The following is a 16,271-nucleotide window of genomic DNA, read 5'->3' as shown; positions in this document are numbered from 1 at the left end:
ACTTCCTAAAGTGAAAACCTATCTGAAATGCTTTAAACGCATTGGAGCACTAATTGCCAATCAGTTTTCATTACCAAATCAAAGAAAAATGAAAACCATAGGAATCATATTACTCGTAGGCGGAATTTTAATGACCATTTTCACTGGGGTTAACTTAGTTACCAAAGAGGAGGTAGTTGATCTAGGCGTTGTTGAAATCAATAAGAAGGAAAATAACCCAATCTATTGGTCACCTATTACTGGTGGCGTATTGGCCGTAATTGGTGCGATTGTGCTAGTGGCTGGTAAAAAGAAAGGGTAAACAATATTTAACTCTTGGAGGGCTTGTTAGTGGGCTTCACTTTAATGTGAATATCGACTTTAAGCCTCCAAGAGTTTTCAAAAAAAGAGCCTCACCTTACGGTGAGACTCCCATCAGAAAATCAATTGCTTGAATTCCCTTGTCAAAGATCAAGTTCATTTAGAATTTAACAGCAACAGATAATCTGGCTTGAAAAGGTGTGCCTGGTGTAAAGTGTATTTCACTTACAGACTGGGCTTCATTTCGGAATCTCGATTCTGTATCGAATTGCGCTTCTCTCCATTCGGTGTTTAAAACGTTTTCTATAGCAATTCCAAAGTCGAATGCGCCAACTTCATAGTTCAAAACAGCATCCATAAGAAAATACCCTTTGGCAACTACACTATTGTCTTCATTGGCTGCTCTGTCATCTAAATAGCGGTAGCGTAAACTTCCTCTAAACCCTTTTTTTCCTTCATAATTCAACCCACCAATGCTAGTGAAAGTAGGGGCTAATGGAATATAATCTTGCCCTTCCGCTTCATCTACCGATTTAGGGTCGGTATAATTCAAATCCATATTGGCATATAAAGAAGGCGTAAGCTGATAACGAACAGTTAAGTCTACTCCCTGTCGCTGAGTTTTACCTCCAGCTTCAACTACTCCTTCGTCTCCTACATACACAAACTCTTGAGCTAAATCCAGTCGCCACAAGGCTACGTTCACCAAAAGGTTTTCCGTTGGTTTCCAAAGTGTACCCAGGTCAACGCCATAGGCTTTTGACAGAATATCACTACCGTTTTGAGCTACAACCACACGTGTATCATTCGAGTGATACCCCATACCAGCTTTTACATAAAAATTCAGGTCGGTAGCGGCTTGATAACCTAGTTTAAACTTTGGAGTTAGTATTCCTTTGTTTTCTACTTGCCTGTTGTAAGTAGGGGTAAGCGCATCTACGTAGTCAAAAGTGAAATAATCGTACCTTAAACCTGCGGTTAATGAGAGCCTTTTTGTTAGATCCAATTGCTCTTCGGCATAGAAGTAAACGCTTGATTCCCTAATGTCTCCTCGGGCCAAATCCGATAATACTTCTCTTCGGTTCAATGTTCTTGATAGGCGAATATCATCTACCTGATCGTATCTAAAACCTGTTCCGAATTCGGTAGAGGCTTTTAATCCAAACAAGCTCCAGTTATTCCAATAGCTATTGTTACTGCCATAAATCTGGCGGTCTTCGCTTTGTGTAATTTGATCACCATTGATTGGGTCGTTTAAGAAAAAGGTGAAGTTAGAAACCAGTTTAAAATCATACTTCGACATAAAAACCTGATTTTCAATAATTCCCCCATCCGATAAATCGGTTGTGAGTTTAGCGTTCAAATTCACGCGACTGGTATTTCCTCCTTCAGTATCGTCAATGGCTCCAAACCTTGAAATCTGTCCACTCTCAATTGCTCTTAGAGGTATTTGTCCCGAAGCATCCCAACTGCTGGTAAAGGCAGAGGTAGATAGTTCTATGGTCTTGTTATCTGAAAGTCGTTGGTGGTATTTTAAAAGGGTATTGAATCGATTAAAATTCTGTGAGCTTTCAAAATAACCATTGGTACGAAAGTACTCCGTAGCCAAATAGAGGCTTGGGTCTTTGGTGGTTTTTGGTTCTAATAAGTTAAAAAGACCAACTGTTCTGAAAGTACCGAACTGACCGCCTTCTACTTTAAATAGGTTTGACTCCAATCGCTTTCTAGTACTGAAGGTAGCAAAGCCAGCAGTGTTAAAATCTCCTTTGTTGGCATAATATGGCCCTTTATCAAAAGCAACTCGCTCTATGGTTTCTGGAATTACAAAGTGTAAATCTGAATAACCTTGACCATGCGCATGCGAAACCATATTCACAGGCATTCCATCTACCGAAAGGGCAATGTCGGTTCCGTGGTCTATATCAAAACCACGAAGGAAAATTTGCTCTGCTTTTCCTCCTCCGGCATGCTGGGCAATAAAAAGACCTGGTACAATTTTCAGTACATCTTGCGAAGTACTAATGGGCCTAAGTTCAATGTCTAATGCTGAAATAATAGAAGCATTTTGTGCTAAGTTTTGGGTTACTTGAACATCGCCAAGAGAAAGGGCAGAAGGTTTAAGTGAGAGCTCAACTTGAGTTGAACTACCTTCTGTTACCATTACTTTTTTGCTGAGTTTTTCAAAGCCAACAAAACTGATTTCCAATTCATACTCACCAGTTTTAAGGTTTTGAATAGAAAATTTTCCGTAACTATTTGCGGCCGCTCCTATACTTGTTTGTGCTATGGCAACGCTGGCACCTACTAAAGGTTCGCCAGAATCTTGATCTATAATTGTGCCCTTGATTTCTCCTGTTTGGGCAGCCAGACTGCTGGTAATTAGACACAGCAATACTATGATGAATTTAAATTTCATGTTGTTAATGTTAAAGCCTCATGAGCGACAGATTGATGTTATTAGACATTCGTATCCTGTTCAGGACATGAAAGTTCTGTGCTCAATTAATGATTTGATTTAGTAGCCAACAGATGAGTTGGCTTTTCGAGGAATTAACAAATGGTTGGAGGCGGAGGAGTAACCGGTTCTGTGTCTAAACTTTTGTAAAGGCTTAAATAATGATGCTCTGTTTCTGAAAGCTTGAAGTTAATAGCAAGATGCTCAGTTGAATTACTGGACTGTGTATAAACGAAAATGAAAAGAGGATTTAAAGTTTCGGTTGGTGAAACATCTTGATCCTGACTATTCAGTTTGTTAAAACCCAAAGTGTGATCTTCAATGTTGTGCTTATTGTTATTGGCTTGGGTTTCAGCATGATCGTGATCACTGTCTACTGCATGATGATTTTCATTTTCAGCAACAGTATCGTGTTCATGATGATGACTTTCGTCTTTTTCCTCCTCATGTCCATGGTCTTGCTCGTGTTTATGAGCATGACCATGGCTATGAAATGGATTTTCAATTGCATGTAAAAAATTATGGCTTGCTGTCGCTGCCCCATACCCAAAGAGTATGATCACGTAGGTGATTAGAAGTCCGGTGGCGACAAGCTTGGTCATTTAGCTTTTTAGTGCTTTTTCGATTTTTGCAGTAGTTAAAGGGCCTAGCTCAAAAGTGCTTTCTAAGGCTTCTTTTAAGTAAGTGTTACCTTTTTTCGCAAAATTGTTCATTTTGAAGATTACTCCCAAGTGATAAAGTACTTCAGGGTGAGAAGTCTTATTTTCAATATGAGCAGTAGCCAGTTCTAAGGCTTTTTTATGGTCGCCTTTCTGAAAATAAGACCAGGCAAGCAAGTCATACATTTCAGGCGTTGGCCTCTTTTCTTGTTCGGCAGTTGCCCTTGTTAAGGCCGCATCTGGCATTCTTAAATCTTCAGCCTCTAAAAGAATAAGATACTTGTTATACATACCTAAATATTCGGGAGATGAAGCTTGTGCGTAGTATGCTTTTTTCAATTCTGTAGAAAGTGCTTCATTGTTTTCGTATTCGGCAATTTCGGCCAGAATAAAATTGATCTGAGGATCATTTACATGCGCTTTCATCTTGTTTAAAATTCTTTTGGCTTCACTCGTATTTTTATCATGGGCAAAGTTAATCCAAGCAATGCCCTGTAATGAATGCCAGTGTTCCGGATTCTTGTTCAACACTTCTAGGTAGGCATTGTAAGAGTCTTGAATTCTTCCAGCATGTCCATACATATCGCCAAGGTTAGATTTTGCCCAACTGAAAAGTGAGTGATCGGCTTTTACTCTGTCAAAAGCTTGTTCCATAAGTGCAATGGCCTTATCTAAACCTCCGTTGTGATCGGCCAATTTTGAGGCACGTACTAGGTAATCAAAAGATGATTTGTTTTCCTGCATGTTCAGGATACCCGTTGCTCTTTGGTACTCACCCAATTCCATGAGTGCATCAAAGAGTAAATAGTAAGTACTTGTTTTTTTATCGCCTTCGGCCAAGGCCATTTCAGCATATTTTTTTGCCTCGACAAACTCATGTTTTGTAATTGAGTTGCCGCTCAGCGCTTGGTATAAGCTCGCGTTGCTAAAGGGGTTTAATTCCACAGCTTTTTTATAAAGGCTGTCTGAAATGTGGATGTTTTCTATAGATCCATCAAGCCTGAATTGTCGGCTTTTTAAACCAGCCAGTTTACTGATGTAGGTAAAGCTGTTGGGAGAACTGGAAAGTTTATTTTCCCAGAATTTAATTTCTTCATTCAAAGTTTCTAAAGATTGCTGTGATGGTTGCGCTTGTAGAAACTGATCGTAATCTGCCGAATCGGCAATTTTTTGTTCTGATACTTTGCTTTGACAAGAAAGAACAGCGAAGCTAAGGAATAGCCAAATTAGATTTTTCATGATTGTAGCTTTTGAGGTGAGAAAAGGAGCAGTCTTGAAAGTCACTCTGTCCCGACAATTCGGGATGTATCAGGGGCTGCTTATAATGCTAACATTCAAGACTGCTGCTATTTATTTATGGTTTACCAAGGTGTTGCCAAGTAAGGGAAAGTAGACAAGAATGCTTTGTCGTTTGAACTTACATTGTCGTCAGTTAGACCAGGGTTATCGGTCGCGTTTGGACCACCAAAGATCAAAATCAGTTCTACGGTGATTACGTCATCGGCCAAAGCCCTACCAGTTAACACGTTTGTTCCATCATAGAAAGTGGTTGTTCCATCTAATGATACACTCAAAACATCTGTTGCTAAAGCACCTGTAAAAGTAGCTGCATCAAAGGTTAATAAGTTGGTAGTGTAATTTGGGTTTAAAGCCAAAAGCTTAGCTTGAAATGCCGACTGGAATGCAGGGCCTTGCATAGAAGGAATGGTAGTATTGAATTCGTCCTTCTTATCAGCCGATACAAATACCGTATTGATGGCAGGTCTACCCATTTGATCTTCTTGTACATATGTAGTTGAAGTTTCTGGAGTCATTTCTCCGTCATCGTCACCACATGATAAAGTTCCTAGGGCAAGTGTGCAAACTGCGGCTACTGCCCAAAATTTGTTTAAATATGTCTTTTTCATCTTAGTATCTTTTTCTGATTAAAAATTATTGCTTTCTGTTACTGGTTACCCAAGTATTGATGGTTCCTGATCCGCCTACGGCAGACTTTGGAACTTCAACTACAACAGACATTACATTTGTACCTGCAAAAGTATCTGCTCCTGGATTGTTGAAGCTTGTTGCGTTTCCTGCTATAATTTCACCATACTGAGCAAAGTCCATAAAGAATGGATCATCTCTTGGGCCAGCGAAAACTTTTATTCCACCAGCTGTTCCAACTGTAGCATTGGCACCGTAAGCGGTAATGTTAGCTGTGGCTGTTGCAGTCATGGAAGAAACAATTGTAGAGGTAGTTCCTGTTCTTGTTGGCGCCATTGGGCCATACACATAAACTTTACCGTCTTTGAAAGTACACTGAATAACAAGGTCTTCAACAGCATCGCCAGTATTGTCGATATTGAATTCAATCATTACGTTCTCATCAAAATTTGCCGATGCAGAAGCTGATGGAGATAACAAACCTTGAAGGTTGGCTACGAACACTACGTTCGAACTCGTTTCAGGGCTTTGGAATGCGTAAAAGTCTGTGATATCCGAAGATGTACTTGCAACGCCAGGGGCATCAATATGATCCGCTGCGAAAAGGTAGACTGTGGCAATTAGCGCCAAACTACCGAGGGTGATTACTGCTTTTCTTTTCATAATGTTAATAATTTTTGACAATAAGAATCCCGGATTGATATTTTATCAATCTGATTTTTAAATAGTTATGTTAAATTTGATGGTTTACTTAGGAAGTACGACCGAGTCGATTACATGGATAACTCCATTGGACTGATACACATCGTACAGGGAAATGTTGGATGAGTTTCCTTTCTCATCGGTGATTGTAATGTTCTTTTCACCGTTCATTTTGGCAACTAATACGCCTCCACTCACAGTTTTTAATTCTGCCATGCCATTGCCTTTTTTAATGGCTTTCATAATGGCCTTTGAATCCATTTTACCTGCCACTACATGGTAAGTAAGTACTTGAGTCAGCATTTGCTTGTTTTCAGGTTTTAATAGCGTTGCTACTGTTCCTTCTGGCAATTTGTTGAACGCTGCATTGGTGGGTGCAAAAACCGTAAATGGTCCTGCGCCTTGCAAAGTTTCTACCAAACCTGCTGCCTTCACTGCGGCAACTAGGGTGGTGTGGTCTTTTGAATTAATCGCGTTTTCAATAATGTTCTTCATAGGGAACATCTTTTCTCCCCCTACCATTACGGTACTTTGGGCTTGAATTGAGTTTGCTCCTATTGCGAAAAACGCGATCATCAGTAACTGTGTGATTTTCTTTCTCATTAGGTGTTTGTTTTTGATTTCGGTCATACATACGGAACCCTACGTACGACTGGATTTAGGGGGAGAGGAAAATTTATTTTGTGGGGTGTAATGGATAAGGGCCGGCTAAGAAAAAGTAACCTCTGAGAGGTTAAGCCTTGTTTTGTAGAAAGATGGGAAGCGAATTTAATTTTATCCCAGACCTTATGTAGAAGACCTGGGATAGATATAGTATTTACTTAATCATCGGCATATACTTCGCTCTGTTCTCAAATATCACCCAAAGGTTAATGGCAAGGAAAGCAAGGGCCATTGGTAAACCAGAAGGGTCATTTATGGTGTGCGTTAACATAATTCCGACCATTATCGGAAAAATCATTATTGCACCTAATGCTCTATATTTAGGCGTAATAAAGAGTATTCCACCTAATATTTCGACAACGGCAACAAGCGGCATCAGCCAACTTATTTCCGCCATGGCACCCATTATTTTTATCATGTTTTCGGGTAGGTCGTCTGGTACAGGCATGTAATTGAAAAATTTGTTTAAGCCTGCATTAATAAACATTAGCCCAAAGAGTACGGATAGAACGAGAAGGATTTTCTTTTTCATGGTTTAGGAGTTTTAAGGTTTAAGTCGTTGAAGATCAAAATTTTTCAAACCAATCGAAAATTTAAATTTGGTTGACTTTTAATCTCTTCAATTGACAATTGAATTTAGGGGCGATTAAAAACTCATTACTTCTCTAAACTTGATGCTTTGTCTGCGAGAAACTTCAATCTCTTCCCCATCCTTTAAATAGACTTTGAGCGTGCCGCTAAACCAAGGCTCAATACGCTGAATGTATTTTAGATTGATAATTTGTTGGCGATTCGCCCTAAAGAATACTTCAGGGTCTAAGCGTGACTCCATATAATTGAGCGACCGCGGAATCATGGGTTTTTGGTTTTTGAAGAAAATGCGGGTGTAACTACCCATAATTTCTAAGATTCGAATTTCTGCTAAATCTACAAACCAGCAGGTTTCGCCATCTTTCACAAAAACCTGGTTATTCAAGCCCAATACATTTTTGTCTTTTGCGTCTGATGCCCGTTTTCTGATTTTTGAAGCCGCCTTTTCTAGCGCTAAAGCCAAACGATCGTCTTTAATAGGTTTCTGAAGGTAATCGAGGGCATTATGATCAAAAGCCTTCATGGCATAATGGTCGAAGGCGGTGGTGAAAATAACTTCTGGTGCATCTTCCAATTCCTGAAGTAATTCAAAGCCATCTTTGCCCGGCATCTGAATATCAAGGAAAAGCAGCTCAGGCTTTAGGTCAAGAATTTTTTCTATTGCTTCATCAGCGTTTTCAGCTTCGCCAATTACTTGAACATCATCTCTGTTTTTCAGCAAGTGCTTAAGTTCTTGCCTTGCTAAATTTGAATCATCTATAATTAGGGCTTTCATGACAATGGAATTTTGAGCGATGCGGTTACGGTATTTTCAGATGAGTTTTCAACTTTGAGTTCGGCAAAATGGCCAAACAGAATTTTTAAACGTTCGATCAGGTTTTTTAGCCCAATTCCCTCGCGTTTACTTTTTTCCTTGAGCTGGCCGTTATTGCAAACTTCAATGCGCAAGTGGTCATTTTCAAGTACCGACCTGATCAAAATATTTCCACCAGTTGTCATTTGAGAGACGCCATGTTTAATGGCATTTTCAACCAAAAGTTGAATGGCCATTGGAGGAATTTTGATATCCAAACTGCTGTCATCGATTTCAAAAGCATAGGTCAATCGGTCGTTGAACTGAATGGACTCCAATTGCAAATAATCTTTCACAATAGCCACTTCCTGCCCCAGCGTTACTTTTTCGGCTGCGTTAAATTGGATGGAATAACGCAAGAGTTCCGAAATGTGGGTAACCATAGAGCGCGCCTTTTCAGGGTCGGAAAGAATAAGTGATCTGATGTTGTTTAGCGCATTAAACAGAAAATGAGGGTTGATCTGATTTTTTAAAATGGCCAATTCTGCTTCTTGCAAGGCTGTCGTAAGTTCAAGTTTTTCAATCTCGCTTCTTCGGTTGCGTTGAATAAAGTGGTAAGCAAAATAGAGGGTTGCCCAGCTGGCCATTACAATGGTAACACTTCCTACATACCCAACAAAATTCACCCAGCTGAAAGCAGCAATATTATTTAGAGGGAGTAAGTAATAAATAAGTAAATGGATGAAAGATTGGGCTAAAAAAGCCACTACAAGAACACCTAAAATCAATTTTGGGATTAAGGATTTCAGTGCTAATTGTGTCCAATCATTCTTTTTTATAAACGTTCGGAATAAGTGAGAGAAAGAGATCAAACAAACTCCAATAATGAGCTGTAGCTTTAATGTGTCGGGGGTTATGCTCTCTGTTCCACCAAAAACATACATCATGCCTACAGAAAACAAAGAGTAAATGGCCCAGCCAAAAATTTGGCAGATCCAGTAGAGTGTTGATTGCTTCATCGTTATCGAAATTGAAGGAAATAGCGTTCAATTCATCAATTAGAACGCTATTTCATTTGGCTAATTTATAAGAACTTTTTCAACCAATTCTGAAAGAATTCAGGATCATCCCACATGATAAAGTGGTTGCCAATGTCGGTCATGTCTACTTGAACTCCTTTTAAGTTGGCATATTGGTCTGTATAAAGTTTTAAAGTGCTTTCTCGGGTCGAACCCATCGGTTGATACGCTACCCATGCCCCTAATACTAAGGTTGGTACTTTTATTTTGCCAAGCTCGCCTCTAATGTCTGTCGTATACATTTCGTACATCGACTCGCCTACAGTTTCCTGATCGCTGTCAATTGCCCATTGTGTAGCAATTTCAATTTGCGCAGGATCATTAATCATACTTGTGAGCATTTGGCGCTGGTAGGCTTTTCTTCCTTCAAGTGGTTGACTGGCAGAAGCCACTACTTGCGTTTTCATTGATTTGGCCATAGGCTTGGCCTCTTCTGCTGTCATGCCGGGCATCATTACACCTGTCATAAATGGTAGCGCATCTACAATTACTAGTTTTGAAGGAAGATCTGGGTTCTGAATACCAATGTTCAATGCTAAAAATCCGCCCAAGCTATGACCAATAATGATGGGCTTTTTTAACTTTTCTTTCTGGATGTATTTTACTACTTCATCTTTCATTTTGGCCAAGTACTTTCCTTCATGATCGGCAAGGGGTGCATTTCCAGCAAAGCCCGGCAGGGTGATGATGTGGTACTCGAAGTTTGCATCTAGGGCTTCGATGGTAGAATCCCATACTTCGCCAGAGCAAGTAAGCCCTGGGATAAGCACGACAGGCTGACCTTTACCTACTACGCGAATGTTTAAACCGGGATCTTGTGATTTCAGATGAAAACTGATGATACTTAATAAAGTGACCAGAATTGTTGTTTTGAATTTTCTCATGTCTTGTAAATTTTGTTGTACCCAAAAGTACGTGGGCTACATACCCTTTTTGAAGACATTTAAGGGAGCGGAAGAAAACCCTCGGGAGTGGAATGGCCTAACATTATCGTCACTCTGAGCTTCTTACCCTGAAAGGGAAGACCGAAAGAGTCTGTTGGACTAACGCACAAAACTATTGGTAACAGCTTTCCCCCTCAACCGAAAGAAGACAAATAAAAACGCGAAGGAATACTGGAGGGGCTAAGGGGAAGCCACGAGCTTTAACTACCTATTTCCTAGATACCACGCAGCGGCAATAGCAATAATAGTCCAAAAAAGTAAACTGGATAACTTAATTATAAAACGCTGTTTAGCAATTTTTTCATAGCCACCTGATCGATAAAAACCATCCTTTGTTTCCCACGAGGAGAGCTCTGGTCCGCCATCGTTATTATGAGATTCAATACCAATGGGAAATATGAATAGAAGTATCATTTGAGCAATTGTCATTGATTGGTTTACTTTTTCACTCCGGATTCTAGTAACAAACTGCTTCTCGGTGAATGCCTTTTTAAGTTCTGCTTCAGTGAGGTTTCGGTTTTTTATTTCATTATCAATTTCTTCTTTTGGGTAAGAAGAACGTTTGTTATCTAGTTCAAACAAGAGCTCTACTGTTGATAGTTGTTTGATGTTTCTTTTCACTTTCATAATACGTAATCTATGAAATTAGGTAATCAAATCTTCCAACCTCTTCGGCCCCCGTACAAAAACGCCTTCGCCATGGGCAACGAGTTTTCCTTCTTGGTTATAGATTTCAGAACTGCTGATAATTTCCTTTTCGTTAACGGAAAGTACTTTTCCAATGGCCGTTAAGCGGTCTTCGAAAACGGGGCGTCTGAAGTGGATGGTGTAGGATTTTGTAAGTAAGAAAAAAGTTTTCTCTACAGAAGCCGAAGCGAAATAAGCCGAGTCGTCTAGCAGTTTGAAGTAGATGGCGCCATGCATGGCATCGGCCGCATGAAAATAATGGCTGCCAATGGTGAGTTCCAAAGTAGCTTCACGGTCACTCACCTTCAATTCGGAACCAGCGAAAATCCCTTGATTCAAAGGAGCAGAATCAAATAGTCGTTCTAATCGCCTGTAATGTTCGAGATCATTCATAATCTGGAATAAGCTCGAACTGAATAAGATGATGTTTGATGTGCTTTTTATGGCAGAACAACCATTCTTGAGCTGTTAATGGGCCGCCATATGGATGATTAGCGATAAACTCGGGCTGGGCTTCACAAAACTTTAAGAAAGTTTCTGTTTCCGCAAAGAACTTCTGTTTGGCCTCTTCAAGGTCAGCGAATCTTAGTGGCTGAAGCTCGCTTTTACCATTGGGGGATGGCACATTTCTACGCATAGGGCTGTCCTTCATTAAGTATTCTTTCAACTTAGGCCAATCTTCTTCTTTAGAAACCACAGGCACACTAAACCTACCCATTGACAGCTTGTATACCACAATCAGATGTTCCACCATATGTTGCGGAGTCATTTTTCCCCAGAGAGGCTTTTGTTCTGGTGTAAGTTGAGACAAAAGTTCAGCTACGGTGGTGCTTAAGTAATTTTCTACTTCTTTTTGAGAGTGAAAGTGATTGCTCATAGATACTAATGTTGTAGCCTAAAGTTAGTCCTTTGTGGCTATTCATGAAATGGACTTCCCTAAAATCTAAAAAGGCCTCATTTGAGGCCTTTTTAGATAGTTATTTAAGAATTACTCTCCCAAGAACGGGTATCTGTAATTTGTTGGCGTTACAAAAGTTTCTTTGATCAAACGCGGAGAAACCCAACGCAATAAGTTGATCATAGAACCTGCTTTGTCGTTTGTACCAGAACCTCTAGCTCCACCAAATGGCTGCTGTCCTACAACGGCACCTGTTGGTTTATCATTAATGTAGAAGTTACCTGCAGAGTTTTCTAAGGCTTTAATTCCTACCTCAAGTGCATATCTGTCGGCAGAGAAAAGCGCACCCGTTAATGCATAAGGCGAAGTGTTATCTACCAATTCTAAAGTAGCTTCGTAATCTTTTGGCTCGTATACATAAATTGTAATTACAGGGCCGAAGATCTCTTCGCACATGGTTGTGTACTTAGGGTCGGTTGTTAACAATACAGTTGGTTCAATAAAGTAACCTTTCGATTTGTCGTAACCACCACCAGCAATTACTTCTACCTTATCGCTTGCCTTGGCATCGTCAATGTATTTGGCAATTTTATCGAATGATTTTTCGTCAATTACAGCGTTAATGAAGTTTCCGAAATCTTCGGTACCGCCCATTTTGAACGACTTCAAGTCTTCGATTACATAGTTCTTCACATCTTCCCAAAGGTTAGAAGGAATATATGCACGCGATGCGGCAGAACATTTCTGACCTTGGAATTCGAACGCGCCTCTAGAAATAGCAGTTGCCACTTCTTTTGCTTTAGACGATTCATGCACCATGATAAAATCTTTACCACCAGTTTCGCCTACAATTCTTGGGTAAGAACGGTACTTGTAAATGTTGTTTCCAATGGTTTTCCATATGTGCTGGAAAACACCTGTGCTACCAGTAAAGTGGATTCCACCGAAATCTTTATGTTCGAAAATTACCTCACCTGCTGTTGGGCCATCTACAAAGAAAAGGTTGATTACGCCATCAGGAACACCTGCTTCGCGGAAAACTTCCATCAAAACATTCGCAGAATAAACTTGAGTGTTTGAAGGTTTCCAAACTACGGTATTACCCATCATGGCTGGTGCCGAAGGAAGGTTACCTGCAATGGCTGTAAAGTTGAATGGAGTTAAGGCAAACACGAAACCTTCTAGTGGTCTTTGTTCTACTCTGTTCCAAATGCCTGGTGCAGAATCGGGCTGTTGCTTGTAAATCTCGGTCATGTACTGAACATTGAACCTTAAAAAATCTACAATTTCGCAAGCCGAATCGATTTCTGCTTGGTAAGCATTTTTAGACTGACCCAGCATGGTTGCTGCGTTCAATTTGTCTCTATAAGGTCCAGCAATAAGCTCGGCAGCTTTCAAGAAAATACTTGCTCTGTTTTCCCAACTTGTGTTGGCCCAATCTTTTTTTGCTGCCATGGCAGCATCAATCGCAGCCGAAACATGAGAGGCATCTCCGTTAGAAAAGTAACCTAAAATATGTTGGTGATCGTGTGGAGGGCTTAGCGGAGATTTGTTGTCAGTTCTCACTTCTTTTCCCCCGATAAACATCGGAATATCCACTTGTTTCGAACGCGCTTCGGCAAGAGCTGCCTGCAAGCTTTCACGCTCAGGAGATCCTGGCGCATAGTTTTTTATTGGTTCGTTTCTAGCGGGAGGTACGTTGAAGAATCCTGTTGCCATAATTTCTTTTTTTGAATTTGTTTTCTGTTTTTTCCCCAAAGCATTTCAGGGTCATAAATTGACTTGGGCAAATATAAGGTTTCGCCTATGGATTAAAAACCCGATTGGCTAGAGTAAGTTCCTTAATTGACTAAGCATTTGAATCTCGTATGTAGGCGGAAAATCGCTTGTTAGTTTGCTGGGGTTAAACCAAATATGATCCATACCAAAATTTCGTGCGCCTTGAATGTCTGATTCCAAGTTATCGCCAATCATGATGCTCTCATTTAGCTTGGCGCCAGCCCTTTGTAATGCTTGTTCAAAAATAGGAGCGGAGGGTTTTCTGGAATTTGAGTTTTCAGAAGTTACGATCACATCAAAGTAATGATCTAGTTTGGCGCTTTTCATTTTAATCGTCTGCACATCGTCAAAACCATTGGTAATAATGTGCAACTGATAGCGCTCTTTCAGGTAATCTAAAACATCGTGAGCTCCTTCGAAAACGGCCTCTTTGGTTGGACAGAGTTCTACATATTCACAATCCAATTGTTGCGGTATAATGTCGAGTTTGGCATTTAATCTCTCAAAAATCGTGGCAAACCGCCTTTCTCTAATTTGTTCGCGCTGAATTTGGTGTTTGTTAAAAAGGCTCCAAAGTTCGTTGTTCACTTGAAAAAAGTGTTGTACAAAAGTGTCTTTGTCGAAATGAGTAATTTGCTCGAACCTATAATGGTCGTAAAGTTCGTGTAAGGCCGTCATGGCGTTGGTGTCATAATCCCAAAGGGTATGGTCCAAATCGAAAAAGATATGTTGGTAGTTTTTCAAAATAAAGAATAGAAATTATGGAAACTCAAATTGACCAACCTTGTTTAGAAATTCTATTTTCGGCCAGTTCACGATTCGATTTAAGTATTTCGTAAGTCTCTTGGTCTTTTTGTAAACGAGCATCTTTATTTAAGAAATTGAAAATTTGTATCATCACTAGTTCCACTTCTTCCCTTATACTATAAAAAACCCACTGGTCGTGTTTGCGGGCATTCACAATATTGGAGTTCTTTAAATAAGTAACATGTCTGGATGTTTTGGTTTGAGTGTAATCCAAAATGTGCTCTAGGTCAGAGATGGTCATTTCTCCGTTTTTCAGAAGTAAGTGAAGAATTCTTACCCTAGCTTCGTCAGATAAGGATTTGAAGATTTGCGCCCCAAAGGGAAGGCTGAAATTTTTGAGTTTCATTGAATTGACTTTGCTTTCATGGCTTAAATCCGTTGTTATTCAATGATTTCTACCAAAGAAAGACTGGGGTTAATTATTGTTAAATTGAGAAGAATAATTGGTTTAAGCCAACACAATTCCCCTTTTTGATTGTTAATATTGCGAAGCGAAAAAAAATAAGTTCTATCTTCTTATCTTTAAGTCTAAGTTCACGTAGAACACAATCAAAAGCACAAGTATATTGAAACAAACTGTAATCACATATTCTCTACGCGCCATTGTGCTTTGTGCTTTCCTTTTTTGCAGTGCTCAAAAGGGTTTTGCACAGAATAGCAATTCTGGCGTAGTTCAACTTTCGGGGCTTGTTATGAATGCCGATAGTACCGAAACAGTTTTTGGAGTTCATATTTTTGCGCTCAAAACTGGCCGAGGAACAGTGTCAGATTACAGAGGTTGGTTTAGTAAGGCTTTTTATGCTGGCGATACGCTAATATTCACTTCTATAGGTTTTAAAGACCGTAAAATAGTAGTTCCTGATTCAGTGGGCGATCAATACACCATTATTGTAGCTATGGAAGAAGAGGTTACTCAACTTCCTGATGTAGAAGTAAGCCGTTTTCCGAGTGAGGAACTTTTCAAAGAGGCATTTTTGGCCATGAATTTAAATGAAGAGCAAGAGAGCGTTCTGAATGCTTTTGCGCCTGAGGCCGTACAACGAATGGTGCTTACCATGCCCATGGGAGGTAGTCCTGACGCCAATTATAGGTACATGATGAATCAGCAATATAATCAAATGCAGTACCGTTCGGGGCCAACAACAAATCCACTGCTGAATCCTTTTGCTTGGGCAAAGTTTATCAACTCGCTGAAAAAGAAGAAGTAGCTTTTTCTAATTCCTCGTCAGCTTTAGGCTAATAAACCTGTCTGTTCCCAACCAACGATTTTCATTATTTGTATACCATGCCCTGTGCATCGGAATTCGCATTCCATTCTGAATTTCTAAACCTTCAATAACAATGTACTCTCCATCGTTTTCGGCTTCGTTATGAAAGAACCGATAACCTACCAAGGCGTAAGTTTCTGGGTGGAAATAGAAATACCAAGTGTCGGAACCTACGTTTTTATCATAGGTAACTTTGAGTGCTAAAACAGTATTTCCATCAAAAGTAGTGCTTTGAACCACTGGGTCAATATTCGTTCCTTTGTCCTTTAACTTCATTGGTAAGCCGTATAAATAACTATAATAGTTTCTCCATCTTCTGGCCCTATCAGGGCTCAATTGTAGTGTATCGACCCTTACGGAATCCGTAATTACTCTGTAATCCATAAATGATTCGGTAGAGTCTCGTCCATCTACTTTCCAGTTAAATAAGTGGTTGTCTTTTACAAAAGACAACTCAAACGCTCCTCTCTGATTGTCAATAATAACATGTGAGGGGCGAACCGATCCATTTGGCATTTCTTGATCAATCACCAATTCCATTTTTACTTTTTGCCATTGCCCGCTAGGATCATGAAAGGAAATGCTTCGATTTAGAAGTTCTGTACCAGAGATTTGCTCTTCTTGAGCACTCAATACCGTACAGGAGATAAACAGTAAAAGAAGTAAGGGGGTAAAGTAGCGGGTCATAATGTTAAATGATGTTGAATTTAGATGGTTCTA

Annotated in this window: 19 protein-coding genes; 2 read left to right on the top strand and 17 right to left on the bottom strand. The window is 39.9% G+C overall.

Annotation, left to right across the window (positions count from 1 at the left end; all coding sequences use genetic code 11):
- Positions 1-88: 88 nt before the first annotated feature.
- The gene (locus MB14_RS07365; RefSeq protein ID WP_053222443.1) at positions 89-301 is read left to right on the top strand and encodes a hypothetical protein; all 213 of its coding nucleotides are present in this window, start codon (positions 89-91) and stop codon (positions 299-301) included.
- A gap of 159 nt (positions 302-460) precedes the next feature.
- Here MB14_RS07365 and MB14_RS07360 read toward each other — a convergent pair whose 3' ends face one another.
- The 16 genes from MB14_RS07360 to MB14_RS07285 form a co-directional block, all read right to left on the bottom strand.
- On the bottom strand, positions 461-2,716 hold the full coding sequence (locus MB14_RS07360; RefSeq protein ID WP_062590939.1) for a TonB-dependent receptor: 2,256 nt from the start codon (positions 2,714-2,716) through the stop codon (positions 461-463).
- A 134-nt stretch (positions 2,717-2,850) separates the two neighbouring features.
- Positions 2,851-3,357: a hypothetical protein gene (locus tag MB14_RS07355; RefSeq protein WP_062590938.1), complete on the bottom strand. Its 507-nt coding sequence runs from the start codon at positions 3,355-3,357 to the stop codon at positions 2,851-2,853.
- Positions 3,358-4,653, bottom strand: a complete 1,296-nt coding sequence (locus MB14_RS07350) for a tetratricopeptide repeat protein (protein WP_062590937.1) — start codon at positions 4,651-4,653, stop codon at positions 3,358-3,360.
- Between the two features lie 122 nt (positions 4,654-4,775).
- Positions 4,776-5,321 carry a DUF4331 family protein gene (locus tag MB14_RS07345; protein WP_062590936.1) on the bottom strand — a complete coding sequence of 182 codons (546 nt, stop codon included), beginning with the start codon at positions 5,319-5,321 and terminating at the stop codon, positions 4,776-4,778.
- A 25-nt stretch (positions 5,322-5,346) separates the two neighbouring features.
- The gene (locus tag MB14_RS07340) at positions 5,347-6,003 is read right to left on the bottom strand and encodes a DUF4331 family protein (RefSeq protein ID WP_062590935.1); all 657 of its coding nucleotides are present in this window, start codon (positions 6,001-6,003) and stop codon (positions 5,347-5,349) included.
- Positions 6,004-6,087: 84 nt separating this feature from the next.
- Positions 6,088-6,645, bottom strand: a complete 558-nt coding sequence (locus MB14_RS07335) for a fasciclin domain-containing protein (RefSeq protein ID WP_089082158.1) — start codon at positions 6,643-6,645, stop codon at positions 6,088-6,090.
- A 214-nt stretch (positions 6,646-6,859) separates the two neighbouring features.
- A complete protein-coding gene (locus tag MB14_RS07330) occupies positions 6,860-7,237 on the bottom strand; it encodes a DoxX family protein (protein ID WP_062590933.1) in 378 nt (125 codons plus the stop codon).
- A 114-nt stretch (positions 7,238-7,351) separates the two neighbouring features.
- Positions 7,352-8,071 carry a LytR/AlgR family response regulator transcription factor gene (locus tag MB14_RS07325; protein ID WP_062590932.1) on the bottom strand — a complete coding sequence of 240 codons (720 nt, stop codon included), beginning with the start codon at positions 8,069-8,071 and terminating at the stop codon, positions 7,352-7,354.
- On the bottom strand, positions 8,068-9,108 hold the full coding sequence (locus MB14_RS07320) for a sensor histidine kinase (protein ID WP_062590931.1): 1,041 nt from the start codon (positions 9,106-9,108) through the stop codon (positions 8,068-8,070). Before MB14_RS07320 ends, MB14_RS07325 begins: the two co-directional genes overlap by 4 nt.
- Before the next feature lie 65 nt (positions 9,109-9,173).
- Positions 9,174-10,052, bottom strand: a complete 879-nt coding sequence (locus tag MB14_RS07315; RefSeq protein WP_053222451.1) for an alpha/beta fold hydrolase — start codon at positions 10,050-10,052, stop codon at positions 9,174-9,176.
- 264 nt (positions 10,053-10,316) lie between these two features.
- Positions 10,317-10,739 carry a hypothetical protein gene (locus MB14_RS07310; RefSeq protein WP_062590930.1) on the bottom strand — a complete coding sequence of 141 codons (423 nt, stop codon included), beginning with the start codon at positions 10,737-10,739 and terminating at the stop codon, positions 10,317-10,319.
- Between the two features lie 18 nt (positions 10,740-10,757).
- Positions 10,758-11,192: a PaaI family thioesterase gene (locus tag MB14_RS07305; RefSeq protein WP_062590929.1), complete on the bottom strand. Its 435-nt coding sequence runs from the start codon at positions 11,190-11,192 to the stop codon at positions 10,758-10,760.
- Complete coding sequence (locus MB14_RS07300; protein ID WP_062590928.1) at positions 11,185-11,676, bottom strand: hypothetical protein; 492 nt, start codon at positions 11,674-11,676, stop codon at positions 11,185-11,187. The genes MB14_RS07305 and MB14_RS07300 overlap by 8 nt, the downstream gene beginning before the upstream one ends.
- Positions 11,677-11,787: 111 nt before the next feature.
- Positions 11,788-13,416 (bottom strand): L-glutamate gamma-semialdehyde dehydrogenase, encoded by a 1,629-nt coding sequence (pruA, locus tag MB14_RS07295; protein ID WP_062590950.1) that lies wholly within the window; start codon positions 13,414-13,416, stop codon positions 11,788-11,790.
- 108 nt (positions 13,417-13,524) lie between these two features.
- Entirely contained in the window at positions 13,525-14,220 is a 696-nt protein-coding gene (locus tag MB14_RS07290; protein WP_062590927.1) for a YjjG family noncanonical pyrimidine nucleotidase, read from the bottom strand.
- Positions 14,221-14,245: 25 nt separating this feature from the next.
- Positions 14,246-14,629 (bottom strand): ArsR/SmtB family transcription factor, encoded by a 384-nt coding sequence (locus MB14_RS07285; protein WP_053222457.1) that lies wholly within the window; start codon positions 14,627-14,629, stop codon positions 14,246-14,248.
- 220 nt (positions 14,630-14,849) lie between these two features.
- On the opposite strand from MB14_RS07285, the gene MB14_RS07280 reads away from it, so the two are divergent.
- Positions 14,850-15,491 carry a carboxypeptidase-like regulatory domain-containing protein gene (locus MB14_RS07280; protein WP_132644154.1) on the top strand — a complete coding sequence of 214 codons (642 nt, stop codon included), beginning with the start codon at positions 14,850-14,852 and terminating at the stop codon, positions 15,489-15,491.
- Between the two features lie 6 nt (positions 15,492-15,497).
- Here MB14_RS07280 and MB14_RS07275 read toward each other — a convergent pair whose 3' ends face one another.
- Positions 15,498-16,238: a DUF6503 family protein gene (locus MB14_RS07275; RefSeq protein WP_062590925.1), complete on the bottom strand. Its 741-nt coding sequence runs from the start codon at positions 16,236-16,238 to the stop codon at positions 15,498-15,500.
- Positions 16,239-16,271: the final 33 nt, after the last annotated feature.

Source organism: Roseivirga ehrenbergii (genome assembly GCF_001593005.1).
Taxonomy (GTDB): Bacteria; Bacteroidota; Bacteroidia; order Cytophagales; family Cyclobacteriaceae; genus Roseivirga; species Roseivirga ehrenbergii.
The sequence above is the reverse complement of the archived record's forward strand: the minus strand, read 5'-3'. Positions and strand labels throughout refer to the sequence as shown.